This window comes from Streptomyces sp. NPDC008150, from assembly GCF_042956945.1.
Classification (GTDB): domain Bacteria; phylum Actinomycetota; class Actinomycetes; order Streptomycetales; family Streptomycetaceae; genus Streptomyces.
Genome location: NZ_JBIBHJ010000001.1, coordinates 712,894 through 724,843, shown reverse-complemented (window position 1 = coordinate 724,843; position 11,950 = coordinate 712,894). Strand labels below are relative to the sequence as shown.

Here is an 11,950-nt window from a genome sequence, read left to right as displayed (position 1 = left end):
GGGACCGGAATGACCAGGCCATGGGAAGCGGATCCGACCACAACATTCAAGCGGCGCCTGGGCAAGTCGCCGCAGGAGTTGGGAAATACGACAGGTACTCCCGACTGCCCCGACATCTGGGAACTCGCCAACGGAGACATCGCGGTCATCGGCCGGGACCTCACCCCGTCGCTCGGCAGGGAACTGCCCGACGGTGTCTCGATCGGCGCGGACGAGCGCCTCGTGGTCATCCCCAGGAACATGCTCGTCGCGGCGAAGCCGGACATCCCCAGTGTTTGACTCCTTCCCCGGTGGTATCTCCGATCGCATGGACCGTCCCGCGTACCACGCGGACTTCGGACGGCTCTACAAGAGTGGCATCGGATTCCTGAACAAACTCGAACGCGGTCAGCATTTCAAGGAGCGGGGCTTCCCGAGCTGGGAGGCGTTCGCCGTCGGCGACTGGGGGAAGGCCCTGTCCCTGGCCGACGAAAGACGCGAGGACTACGAGCAGGAACTCAGCAGGGCCTCGCGCCTCGGCGTCCACCACCGCCGCCTTCGCGTCGTGGAAATCCCCGTCACACCGTATGTGCAGTGGGAGTTGCATGTCCTGCGCGTTCGTGTGGACCTGGGGGACGACATCAGGGTTCTCGACGCGCGCGGGATTTCCGACCTCGAACGGGTCCGCCAGGTCCCGGAGGTCGTCGTCCTCGGCAACGCGGCGGTGTACGAGGTCGTCTACGACCCCGACGGTCACGCGGACGGAGCGAAGCGCTACACCGATCCCGCGCTGGTCCGGGACACGAACGACGGATTCGACGCACTGTACGAGCGTGGGGAGGGCTTCCACGACTTCTTCGAGCGGGAGATCGCCGGCCTGGCCCCGCCTCGCGAGCCCGGCCCCGCCGCGGACAACGACTGGCGTCGGCGCTGACTCAGGGCACCAACTTCGACTGGGGAATCGCCAGTTCAAGGCCGGCGAGGTGCTTCTGCAGCCGCTTGGCCATGGGGCGGTACGTCGCGAAGGTCAGCCCGCCGGAGACTGCGGCGCCGACGAGAGGGATGGCCTTCGAGACACCCTTCGCGAAGGTCTGCTTGGTCATCTCGGCACCAATGTAGCCCGCTACCTTTTTCACAATGGGGTAGATGACGCCCTGCGTGAGCGCCTTCTGCGGAAGCTTCTTGGCGACATTCTCCGCCATCATCCCGGCGACCTTCCCTACGGCGACGTTCGCCGACTGAGCGCCGAACATGACGCCGAAGAAGAGGGTGAGCACTCCCATCGTCGCGTCGTCGATGTCGTCGGCGTGACTCTCGAACAGGTCGGGCCAACTGTAGAGATACGCGAGCTTCTGCGAGACACGCAGCATGTGGGTGACGTACTGCGCCAGGTCCGCCGGCACGGTGGCGGGCATCGCGAAGACGCCGGGTATCCCGGCTGCGGCGGAGAAGGCACTGGCCTTGCTCGTATCGAAGCGAATCGAGTCGTTGGCCGCCCTGTCCAGAACCTCGAGGCAGATACCGGCTGCCGAGGGGGTCTCCGCAATGGCTATGCGGACCTCGTCCTCGGTGCACCGACGCGCGAGCGTCTTGCGGAGGTACGCCTCCCGGTCTATCCGTACCCCGGGGAGCTTGGCCGCGGCGAACAGCGCCACGGAGAAGCGGGATTCGGAGGCGTCGCTGACTTCACCCTGTTTCATAGCAGGAACGTACAGTAGTTCCGGCCCGCACCGAGCGAGCTTTGATCAGCCGGTTTCGGCAGCCTTCGCAAGCGCGGGCGGAGGCAACGCCGATGGCAGAGGGCGGAGTTGCGGGGGCGGGAGGGAAGCCTCGACAGGTCATGCCTGCCGAGGTCTCAGCCCGGTCAGAGTTCCACGAACCGCAGAATGCCCTGCCGGCTCGGGAGATCGAGGCGTACCTGCGGGCTCGGGCAGTCGCGACGACAACGGGCGGACACAGCCCGGGGATTGTCATACTTTCCTACTAGGCTCCCCGTCATGGGACTTGGAGAAGTAACCCGCGCAGGAGTGCTGGCCGCGGTACACGAGTGTCAGTGCTTGGGCCGTGAAGCGTTCCGCCGTCGGCACGGTTTCGGGCAAGCGACGACCTACGAGCTGGTCATGGACGGAGACCGCTACGACTCGAAGGCCGTCGTGGGCGTCGCGCACCTGTACTCGGCCGGCAAGCTGCTGTCAGCCGGCGACTTCAGCGGGGGCGCACACACTGTGGCACGCCGTCTGCGAGATCTCGGCTTCACCGTGCACACAGGGGCCACGACGGTCACATCGGACGGAGAACGGAAAGCAGCTCCGCAGATGGTCCTTCAGCCTCGCGGCGGACCCCGTGAGCGCGGGCCGCAGAACTTCGCCAAATCGGTGCGACAGGGGATACGCCTCGCCGATGTCGCACACGTTCTCGGTGATCACGCGGAGGTTCTGAACAGCTTGTACCCGGGCGGGGTGGCACGGTTGTGGGGTGCCACCCCCACCACAGAGCGCAACAACGAGAAGGTGAGAGCGCTTCGAGGCCGTCGCGTCGGCGATGATGTCTTCTTCTACACCGAGAAGAACTTCTTCGCTCGCGCCACCATCCTCGATCTGTTCGACAGCCCGCTCCTCGCCAAGGAAATCTGGGGAACCAAACAGGACGGTTCCACCTGGGAACACATCATGGCGCTGGGAGAAGTCGAGGAGTTCAGCACACCCGTGTTGGCCGGTCCCATACTGCAACTCCTGAACGCTCCACAGGTTCTGCGCATGCTTACCCTGCGGTCGGCCGAGGACTACCGGCGCGTCGTCCATTTGCTCCCCCGCAAGCCCGGACCGGGTTTGCCTCGTCCCCTGAACCCGGTTCCTCCGGAACCGGCTCGGTTGACCCGAAGAGAGCTGTTGAGACGCCTCCGCTCTCTCAACACTCATCGCCGTGCGGAGAGCGGCACTCCCAGCCGGCACCAACCGCTGTCCCTGTTGTGGGCGATCTCCCGCATAACGGCGGGCAAGCCGCGCCTGGCACCGTGGTCTGTTTTCCGCTCGGAGGTCGGGCCCCTGCTCTCGGAGTTCGGACTGCCGGGTTCGAAGACCACCCCGGAGTACCCCTTCTGGCACCTGAAGAACAGCGGCCTGTGGGAAGTACACGGAGCAACAAGCGATGACGGTCCCATGCCGCAGGTTGGCATGTTCAACACCGTCCAACCCGTGGCCGGCCTTACGCACGCGAGCGCCGAGCTTCTGCGAGACCCGCCAACGCGTCTGGAAGCCGTGGTCAGCCTGTGCGGCACGTACCTGGCCGACATAGACCAGCGTGGACTGCTGAACAGCCTGGGACTCGCCGGATACGCGACGGCGGACGGTCTGTTCGACGGAGACGAGGAGGAGTCCGACAAGGAGGCCGGCGACAGCGAGCGCGCGGCCGGCCCTGCCGCGCGCCGGGACTTCACCGTCTCACGACCGGTCCGCGACCCCGCGATCGTCCGCAAGGTCAAGGACCTGCACGGCAACGCCTGCCAGATATGCAATGCCCAACTGCAGTACAAGCGCAAGCCCTACAGCGAGGCCGCCCACATTCGGGGACTCGGCTCCCCGCACGACGGCCCGGACGAATTGGCCAACCTGTTGTGTCTGTGCCCCAACCACCACGTTTCCTTCGACGGACTGGAAATCTACGTCGACGTCGACGGCACCGTGAAGGAAACGCACTCGGACAAGACCCTGGGGAAGCTTCAGTCACGCGACGGCCACCAGGTCGACCGGGCATACCTGCAATATCACCGGACCCTGTGTGAACTGAACCGGTTGACCAGCAGGTAACGGCAATGAGGACAGGACACGGTGTCGGCCCCTTCCGTCAGGCCGGCACCGTTTCCCGCGCCACCCCACCCGCCAATTCCCGCAACTTCGCCTGCGTCTCCAGGTCCGTCGAGTACACGATGGTGCCCACCATGCCGCGAGTCAGCAGCACCTTGTAGGTGTTGCGGATCAGACGGTCCACGTCGGCGTCGGTGACGGATTTCTTGAAGACCGGGTCCTTCGACGCCTTGCGGTCCGTGATCCAACGGTCGCCGCGCCAGAGCAGATCGGGACCGATGATCACGCCGGACCAGTCGTACTCGAAGCCCTGGGCGGTGTAGACGCATCCGACCTGCCCGAAGCCCGCCGGGTCTGTTGCCCACAGGGCGGCCGGCGGCGCGCCCGACACGGCGCGGTCGCCCCGCAGGTTCCAGGGGCGGGCCCAGTCGCCGATGACGATGTCGGGCGGGAGCGGGGCTCCGGGCTTGGGCTCCGGGGACCAACGCCAGCAGTAGCCGGCGGACATTCGGGCGCCGTAACCCTGAGTCCGGCGAGATTCGAGGAATTCCTCCATCTTTCGCGGACTGTCGGCGACCAGCAACTGCATGCGGCCGTCCGGCTCCCAAGCGACCGGGCCGCCCTGTTCCAGACCGAGAAGCCGGACCACCCAGCGCAGGTAGGCGTCACTGCCGCCGCAGCGGAACTGACTGTCCAAAGGGACGACCGAGCAGGGGATGTCCCGCTTCGCCGCCGCCGCCTCGATCTCGGCCACCGTGCCCATCTCACCGGGGCGCACGACCTGGTGCTCGTCGAGGAAGAAGACGGGCACATAGGCGACGTCGATGAGTTCGTCGATCTGCGCCCTGCCGGTACGGTGCTCGGCACGCGTGAAGCGGTTGGCCGATGCCTCCCGGATGCGGTGTGCCTCGTCGCAGATCAGAGCACCCAGGCTGTTCTTCTCGGCCGTCATGAAGCTGTTGAAATACTTGAACAGGTCCTGGACCTCCCGCTTACGGTCCCCGGCGACCTTCCTCATCGTCTTCGTGAACGACTGCGAGCCAGTGGCATGCAGTGCCGGTACCCCGCGGCGGTAGAGCTCTCCGAGCAACTGCAAGGCGATCACGCTCTTGCCGGTGCCGGGGCCACCCGTGACGATGACGACTTCCTTGCGGTCGGAGTGCTTCGCCTTCTCCACCGCGTTGAGCACCATGCGGTACGCGACCTGCTGCTCGTCAAGAAGCACGAACTGCGTTCGTTCACGGACCTCTTCGGCGGCGACGGACATGAGCTGCCTCGACGGCACCGTGGCGCCCGCACGGAGTTCGTCCGCCGCCTTGGCCCCGGGCTGCTTGTCGCTCAGCCTCGTACGGAGATGGTCGAGCAAGGCGCCGCGCCGCTCCGCGGTGAAGAGCAGGCCCCGACCGTCACGTTCGACATCTCGTAGCCCGGTCACGCCGAACTCCGTGGCGTTGTGCAGGTAGGCCACTCCGGCCACCCGGTCACCGTGCTCGGCCACCGCGCCGTTGAAGTTGACGAGGTACTCGCAGTAACGGCGCACCTGCTCGATGGGGTTGAGGACAGGATGGTTGTAGGCGTCAACGTGGCACAGGGTGGGATCGTCCTCATGAGGCAGTGCCTGGCTCCACTGCTTCAACTCCACCACCACGTAGGACGGCTCACCTGTGGCCGGGTGCACGCCGGCGAGAACGACGTCGGCACGCTTGCTGTTGAGCGGCAGCGAGTACTCCAGCATGACCTCGACGTCGCCCAGGCCGGCATCGTTGAGCGCGGTGACCAGGACGGGGATGCTGCGCTCCCAGGAACGCACCTCCGAGGCGCCGGGCCGGTAGCCGTGCACCTGGACGAACTGCTCGGTGAGATGCAGGAACAGTGAACCGTCGAGTGCCATGACGGCGACCGTCTTGGCCGAGGCGCGGAACAGCAAGGACTTCCCCCAGGCAGCACGAAAGAACTCGTGCGGGTGGGGGCATGTCCTTCGTGACTCTGTCGGAGCCAAAAGGAAGCCCGTCGGGCCGCGTTGACGAAGTTCGAGGGTACCTGGAGGCACTGACAGCCGTATGCGTGGTCGGTGCGGTTCAGGAGCCCTCGCAGGGCATCAGTCCGCCTCCGACTCGGCCAAGTCCCCTGTTGCGATCAACGTGTCGATGCCGCAGGACAGCGCGTCCCGGATGTCGGTGCCGCCGAGCCGCCCCACCCGAAAAGCGGGCGACCTCCAGCAGCAGGTCCTCGTGCTGCACGCCCGGTCCTTCGTCGACCACGTTGCCGAGCACAGGTTGCCTCGACGACCGCCCGCCCTGTCACGTGCTTCGGCCAACAGGCCGCGGACGGCATCCTGGCAGGGACGGCCCCACAACGCCGGGCCTGCGTCCACCGTCACGAACTCCACTCGTGGGGACGACGGACCGCCACGGTTTCCTCGGGCTCCGTCGGCGGTCCTCTCCTCCCCCGGTGGGAGGCCGGGTTTCGACCGTGGGCGGATGACCGCGAGATCGCCGCGCCGGAAGCTTCGGGCATGACTTCTTCGCGCACGCTCGCCGGCGGCCCGCCGGCCATCCGGGTCGAGGGACTGACCAAGCGCTACGGCCGGAGAACGGCGGTCGACGACCTGTCGTTCACGGTCGCAACAGGAAGGGTGACGGGGTTCTTCGGCCCGAACGGGGCGGGGAAGACCACCGCGCTCAAGGCGGTCGTCGGCCTGGCGTCGCCGACGGCGGGGCGGGCGCTCGTGCGCGGCACCCCGGTCGCGGCGGTCCGGCCCGACGCCCGTCTGCTCGGCGTGCACATCGAGCCGTGCGGAGCCCATCCCGGACGTACCGGCCGGGCGCACCTGCGGTCGCTGGCCGCGATGGCCGGGCTGCCCCGCCGCCGGGTCGGTGAGGTCCTGGAACTCATGGGTCTTGAGGAGGCGGCCGGGACCAGGGTCGCGAAGTACTCGATGGGCATGCGGCAGCGGCTCGGGCTCGCCGCGGCGCTGCTGGGCGATCCGGAGATCCTGGTGCTGGACGAACCGGTGAACGGCCTGGACCCGCAGGGCATCCGCCGGCTGCGCACGCTGCTCCGGGACCGGGTCGCGGACGGCGGTACGGTCCTGCTGTCGAGCCACACATGCTGGACGAGGCGGCCCGGACGGTCGACGACGTGATCGTGATCGACCGGGGGCGGCTGGTCCACGAGGGTGCGATCCGCGATCTCGAACGGTCCGAGGAGAGCGTGGTCGTCGTGCGCACCGCGGCGGCCGGGCGTCTGTCGGACCTGGTGGCCGCGGCGGGCGGCCGTACGAGGCGCGAGGCCGGGGGCGAACTGCTGGTCGAGGGGCTCGACGCCGCGGAGGTCGCGCGGCTCGCGCGGCGCGGCGGCGTCCTGCTGGAGGAGATCGGCCGGCGGAACGTGTCGCTGGAGGACCTGTTCCTCGGCCTCACGGGAGGGGCGGAGCGTTGAGTCGTACGTGGAGTCAGCTGCTGCGGGGCGAACTGATCAAGACCGTGACCACGCGGACCGTGTTGGGCTTCGCGCTGGGCGGGGTCGCGTTCGCGGTCCTCAACGTGCTGGCGGTCGCGGTCTGGTCGGGCACGCTGGACGAGGTGCCCGAGAAGGAGGAGGCACTGTCGGCGCTGCCGATCCTGCTTCTCCTCTGGGGGCTGGTGGGCACGGCCGGGGAGTACCGGCACCGGACGGCCGCGCCGGCTGCCCTCGTGGGCCGCCGGCACCGCGAGGTCGTGCTGTCCGCGCGCATCGCCGCCTACGCGCTGACCGGGCTCCTGCTCGGCGCGCTGACGACGGTGGTGTCGGTCGGCCTCGGCCTGCCGCTGCTGGACGCCCAGCCCGGACCCGATCTCACCCCGGGAGACATCGGTGCCGTGGTGGTGGGCAACCTCCTCGCGTTCGTCCTGTTCGCGATCCTGGGTGCCGCGCTCGGCGCCCTGATCCGCACTCCTGTCCTGGGAGTGGTCGTCCTGCTGGTCGTTGACTTCGCCGTGGTCCCGCTGCTGTCCGACGTCTGGGAATCGGCCATCAACCTGACACCGTTCGGCGCGGCCGGAATCCTGAGCCGGATGACGCACAACACGACCCTGTCGGTGGCCTCGGCCGGGTGGGTACTGGCCGCGTGGACGGTCGCGGTGACCCTTGTGGCCGTCGTCGTCGAGCGACGGCGCGATCTGGCGTGAACCGGACACCGCGGTGGGCGCGAGCGGCGTACGACCTGGTGGTCGCGCGCCGCTCGGCGCTGTTCGACCTCGCGCTGGCCGTGATCACGACCGGAGTCGAGCTCGGGCTGCTCTTCGACGACGACACGCCGGTCCGCGTACTCCCGGTCGTGGTGACGGCGCTCGCGGGCTCCGCCCTGCTCGTGCGCCGTCGCGCGCCCCTGACGGTGCTGGTCGCGACCTGTGCGAGTGCCGCGCTGCTCGTCCCGCTCGGCTACTCGCCGGGCGGGGCGCCCGTCGTGGTCGCGCTCGCCTCGCTCGCCGACCTGCGCGGCCGAAGGGTGTCGGTCGCCGCGCTCGTCCCGACGGCGCTGTTCCTGCTGCTGGCGAGCATCACCTCGCTGCCCCTGCCGATCGCCGCGTGGGCCCTCGGCTCGTACCTCCAGACCCGGCGGCGCTACACCTGGGCTCTGCGGGACCGCGCGGCCACACTGGAGCGCGAGCGCGAGCAACTCGACCAGATCGCGGCACAGCGCGAGCGCACCGCCATCGCCCGCGAACTCCACGACATCGTCGCCCACTCGGTCACCGTCATGCTGATCGGCGTGCGCGGCGCCCGGGACGTCCTGCCGACCGATCCCCAGGTCGCGGCCGAGACCTTGGCACGGGTCGAGGCGAGCGCGGAGCAGAGTCTGGCCGAACTCCGCCGGATACTGGGCCTGTTGCGCACGTCGGACAACGGCACGCAGTGGCGCCCGCAGCCGTCGCTGGACCAGCTCGCCGAGCTGGTCTCCGGCTACCGGAAGGCCGGGATGCCCGTACGTCTGGAACTCTCGGGCGAGGCCCGGCCGTTGCCCGGCGGGCTGGAACTCTCGGCCTACCGCATCGTCGAGGAGGCACTGACCAACGTGCTCAGACACACCGACCCCGCCCGGGTCACGGTGACGCTCGACTACGGCCGGACGGAACTGGACGTCACGGTCGAGGACGAGGACGAGGACGGCGACGACACCCGCACCGGCACCGAACCGGTCCTGTCGGGCGGCGGGCACGGCATCCCCGGGATGCGGGAGCGCGCGGCGGTGGCGGGCGGCAGCCTGGAGGCCCGCCGCACCGCCCGCGGCTTCCTCGTGACCGCGAGGCTCCCGGTCGGGAACGGGAACGGGAACGGGGACGGGAACGAGGTATGACCGTCCGCCTTCTGATCGTCGACGACCAGGAACTGATCCGCATCGGCTTCCGGCTGTTCCTTCAGACCCAGAGCGACCTGGAGGTCGTCGGCGAGGCGGCCGACGGCCACGAGGCGCTGGCGCAGGCCGCCGTCCTGCGCCCCGACGTGGTCCTGATGGACGTCCGCATGCCGCGCATGGACGGCGTCGAGGCCACCGCGCGGCTGACCGCCTCCGGATCCGCGCCCCGGGTGCTGATCCTCACGACCTACGACCTGGACGAGTACGTCTTCGGCGCCCTGCGCGCGGGCGCGTCCGGCTTCCTGCTCAAGGACGCCCCCCGCGAACGCCTGCTGGAGGCGATCCGCGTCGTGCACGCCGGTGAGGCGCTGCTGTCGCCGTCGATCACCCGCAGACTGATCGAGGACTACGCCACCCGCACCGAGCCGCTGCAACCGCCCACCGAGGCACTGACCGGGCTCACCCCCCGCGAACGGGAGACCCTTCTGCTGGTGGCCAGGGGCATGTCGAACCCGGAGATCGCCGCGCACATGGTGGTGACCGAGGCGACGGTCAAGAGCCACGTCGGCAGCGTGTTCACCAAGCTCCACCTCCGCGACCGCGCCCAGGCGGTGGTGTTCGCCTACGAGAACGGCCTCGTCCACCCGGGCACCCGGGGCTGACCCCTCGACTGCCGGGGCGGAACGAACGGTTGACGGCAAGGGCCGCGGTGGGCGGCAGACGAGTCGGGCTGTACGCCGGGTTTTGTCGCCCGGTCGCCTCGCGGCGGCCGGGGAGACGGCCATCCATCTAGGACCGGCGTTGCCGCCGGCCTCGTGCGGTCTACCCGCGGACTCGGGCGAGCAGCCCTCGAACGTCCGCGCAGGGACACCGGGGTGTCCCCTTTTGACCTTGCTCCGGGTGGGGTTTACCTAGCCGCCTGAGTCACCTCAGGCGCTGGTGGTCTCTTACACCACCGTTTCACCCTTACCGAGGACCGAGGTCCCCGGCGGTCTGTTTTCTGTGGCACTGTCCCGCGGGTCACCCCGGGTGGCCGTTAGCCACCACCCTGCCCTGTGGAGCCCGGACGTTCCTCGGGAAGGTCCGCAAGGACCTCCACGCGGCCGTCCGCCCGGCTCGTCTGCCGTGCCGACCATGGTACCGGCCCCGCCGGGGCCTCCTCACCCCGTGCCCGGCGGGCCGTAGGCTTGCCCGGGTTCGATCGAAGGAGTTCTCGTGCTTGTCCTGCTGCCGCCCTCCGAAGGCAAGGCACCCTCCGGCCGCGGCACGCCGCTGAAGACGGGGTCCCTGTCCCTGCCGGGGCTGACGCCCGCCCGCGAGGCCGTGCTCGCCGAGCTGGTCGACCTGTGCACGGGCGACGAGGACAAGGCACGCGAGGTGCTCGGTCTCAGCGAGGGGCTGCGCGGCGAGGTCGCGAAGAACGCCGAACTGCTCACCGCGGGGGCTCGGCCCGCCGGGGAGATCTACACCGGCGTGCTCTACGACGCCCTCGGCCTCGCCTCCCTCGACCCGGCCGCCAAGCGGCGGGCCGGCCGGTCGCTGCTGGTCTTCTCCGGGCTGTGGGGCGCGGTGCGGACGACCGACCGGATTCCCTCCTACCGGTGCTCGATGGGCGTGAAGCTGCCGGGCACCGGGCCGCTCGGCGCGTTCTGGCGCGCGCCCATGGCCGAGGTGCTGCCCGAGGCCGCCGGGGACGGGCTCGTCCTCGACCTGCGGTCCTCCGCGTACGCCGCCGCCTGGAAGCCCTCCGGCGAACTCGCCTCGCGCACCGCGACCGTGCGGGTGCTGCACGCCCAGGTCGTCGACGGCGTCGAGAAGCGGTCCGTCGTCAGCCACTTCAACAAGGCGACCAAGGGACGGATCGTGCGCAGCCTGCTGACGGGCGGGGTCGCCCCCGCCGGTCCGGCCGAGCTGGTGGACGCCCTGCGCGACCTCGGGCACACCGTGGAGGCCACGGCGCCCGCCCGCGCCGGCCGGCCCTGGGCGCTCGACGTGGTGGTGTCGGAGATTCACTGAGGGCCCCCGGAGCACAGGCGTTGCAGCATGTGCAACGCCCTTTGCGCAGGGTGAAACCCGGCGGCAGGATGTCGGCATGACCCCGCCCCCGCCCTCCCCCTCGCCTGCCTCCGTCCTGGATCTCGCGCCCGTGGTGCCGGTCGTCGTCGTCGAGGACGCCGCCCACGCCGTGCCGCTCGCCCGTGCCCTGGTCGCCGGCGGGCTGCCCGCGATCGAGGTCACCCTGCGGACCCCCGCCGCGCTGGACGCGATCCGGGCCGTCGCCGCCGAGGTGCCCGGGGCCGTCGTCGGCGCGGGCACCGTCATCACGCCCGAGCAGGTCGCCCAGTGCGTCGACGCCGGGGCCCGGTTCCTGGTGAGCCCCGGGTGGACCGACGCGCTGCTGGCCGCGATGCGGGCGTCGGGGGTGCCGTTCCTGCCGGGGGTGTCGACCACCTCGGAGGTGGTGGCGCTGCTCGAACACGGCGTGCGCGACATGAAGTTCTTCCCCGCGCAGGCCGCGGGCGGCACCGCCTACCTCGCCTCGCTCGCCGCCCCGCTCCCCCAGGCCCGGTTCTGCCCCACGGGCGGCATCGGACCCGGCAACGTCACGGAGTACCTGGCGCTGCCCAACGTGGGCTGTGTGGGCGGGAGTTGGATGGTTCCGGGGGACGCCGTCGCCGCCGGCGACTGGGCGCGGATCGAGCGACTGGCCCGGGACGCGGCCACACTCGCCGCCCGGTGCGGCTGATTCCCCACCGCCAACTCCCGCGCGCAGCCAGGCCACTTGGGCTCGGTGTCGGTGTCGGTGTCGGTTCCCGGCGCGATCGACCTG

General features: G+C 69.8%; 10 protein-coding genes, 1 other RNA gene and 1 pseudogene. 9 read left to right on the top strand and 3 right to left on the bottom strand.

Annotation, left to right across the window (positions count from 1 at the left end; genetic code table 11):
• Positions 1–9 precede the first annotated feature (9 nt).
• Together ACFZA0_RS03130 and ACFZA0_RS03125 are read left to right on the top strand one after the other, a co-directional pair.
• Entirely contained in the window at positions 10–279 is a 270-nt protein-coding gene (locus ACFZA0_RS03130; protein ID WP_391010315.1) for a hypothetical protein, read from the top strand.
• A complete protein-coding gene (locus ACFZA0_RS03125) occupies positions 272–913 on the top strand; it encodes a DUF6879 family protein (protein WP_391010312.1) in 642 nt (213 codons plus the stop codon). The genes ACFZA0_RS03130 and ACFZA0_RS03125 overlap by 8 nt, the downstream gene beginning before the upstream one ends.
• 1 nt (position 914) lies before the next feature.
• Here the strand turns inward: ACFZA0_RS03125 and ACFZA0_RS03120 are convergent, their stop codons facing one another.
• A complete protein-coding gene (locus ACFZA0_RS03120) occupies positions 915–1,679 on the bottom strand; it encodes a hypothetical protein (RefSeq protein WP_391010309.1) in 765 nt (254 codons plus the stop codon).
• 297 nt (positions 1,680–1,976) lie between these two features.
• On the opposite strand from ACFZA0_RS03120, the gene ACFZA0_RS03115 reads away from it, so the two are divergent.
• A complete protein-coding gene (locus tag ACFZA0_RS03115; RefSeq protein ID WP_391010306.1) occupies positions 1,977–3,785 on the top strand; it encodes an HNH endonuclease in 1,809 nt (602 codons plus the stop codon).
• Between the two features lie 37 nt (positions 3,786–3,822).
• On the opposite strand, the gene ACFZA0_RS03110 is transcribed toward ACFZA0_RS03115, so the two are convergent.
• Complete coding sequence (locus ACFZA0_RS03110; RefSeq protein ID WP_391010303.1) at positions 3,823–5,709, bottom strand: DNA/RNA helicase domain-containing protein; 1,887 nt, start codon at positions 5,707–5,709, stop codon at positions 3,823–3,825.
• A gap of 588 nt (positions 5,710–6,297) precedes the next feature.
• On the opposite strand from ACFZA0_RS03110, the pseudogene ACFZA0_RS03105 reads away from it, so the two are divergent.
• From ACFZA0_RS03105 to ACFZA0_RS03090, 4 genes and pseudogenes are all read left to right on the top strand, one after another.
• Positions 6,298–7,223, top strand: a pseudogene (locus ACFZA0_RS03105) (ABC transporter ATP-binding protein).
• On the top strand, positions 7,220–7,951 hold the full coding sequence (locus ACFZA0_RS03100; protein WP_391010300.1) for an ABC transporter permease: 732 nt from the start codon (positions 7,220–7,222) through the stop codon (positions 7,949–7,951). The pseudogene ACFZA0_RS03105 and the gene ACFZA0_RS03100 overlap by 4 nt, the downstream one beginning before the upstream one ends.
• The gene (locus tag ACFZA0_RS03095) at positions 7,948–9,120 is read left to right on the top strand and encodes a histidine kinase (protein WP_391010297.1); all 1,173 of its coding nucleotides are present in this window, start codon (positions 7,948–7,950) and stop codon (positions 9,118–9,120) included. Before ACFZA0_RS03100 ends, ACFZA0_RS03095 begins: the two co-directional genes overlap by 4 nt.
• Positions 9,117–9,782, top strand: coding sequence for a response regulator (locus tag ACFZA0_RS03090; protein ID WP_391010294.1), 666 nt, complete (start codon positions 9,117–9,119; stop codon positions 9,780–9,782). The genes ACFZA0_RS03095 and ACFZA0_RS03090 overlap by 4 nt, the downstream gene beginning before the upstream one ends.
• Before the next feature lie 55 nt (positions 9,783–9,837).
• Here the strand turns inward: ACFZA0_RS03090 and rnpB are convergent.
• Positions 9,838–10,239, bottom strand: an RNA gene (rnpB, locus tag ACFZA0_RS03085) — RNase P RNA component class A.
• Between the two features lie 96 nt (positions 10,240–10,335).
• Here rnpB and yaaA point away from each other — a divergent pair.
• Positions 10,336–11,136, top strand: coding sequence for a peroxide stress protein YaaA (gene yaaA, locus ACFZA0_RS03080; protein ID WP_391010291.1), 801 nt, complete (start codon positions 10,336–10,338; stop codon positions 11,134–11,136).
• 76 nt (positions 11,137–11,212) lie between these two features.
• Entirely contained in the window at positions 11,213–11,866 is a 654-nt protein-coding gene (gene eda, locus ACFZA0_RS03075; protein ID WP_391010288.1) for a bifunctional 4-hydroxy-2-oxoglutarate aldolase/2-dehydro-3-deoxy-phosphogluconate aldolase, read from the top strand.
• The last annotated feature ends 84 nt before the right edge of the window (positions 11,867–11,950 follow it).

Excerpts from the sequence above, each read along its gene's own strand:
- ACFZA0_RS03130 (WP_391010315.1), top strand. The coding sequence starts at position 10 with ATGACCAGGCCATGGGAAGCGGATCCGACCACAACATTCAAGCGGCGC.
- ACFZA0_RS03120 (WP_391010309.1), bottom strand. The coding sequence starts at position 1,679 with ATGAAACAGGGTGAAGTCAGCGACGCCTCCGAATCCCGCTTCTCCGTG.
- ACFZA0_RS03115 (WP_391010306.1), top strand. The coding sequence starts at position 1,977 with ATGGGACTTGGAGAAGTAACCCGCGCAGGAGTGCTGGCCGCGGTACAC.
- ACFZA0_RS03090 (WP_391010294.1), top strand. The coding sequence starts at position 9,117 with ATGACCGTCCGCCTTCTGATCGTCGACGACCAGGAACTGATCCGCATC.
- eda (WP_391010288.1), top strand. The coding sequence starts at position 11,213 with ATGACCCCGCCCCCGCCCTCCCCCTCGCCTGCCTCCGTCCTGGATCTC.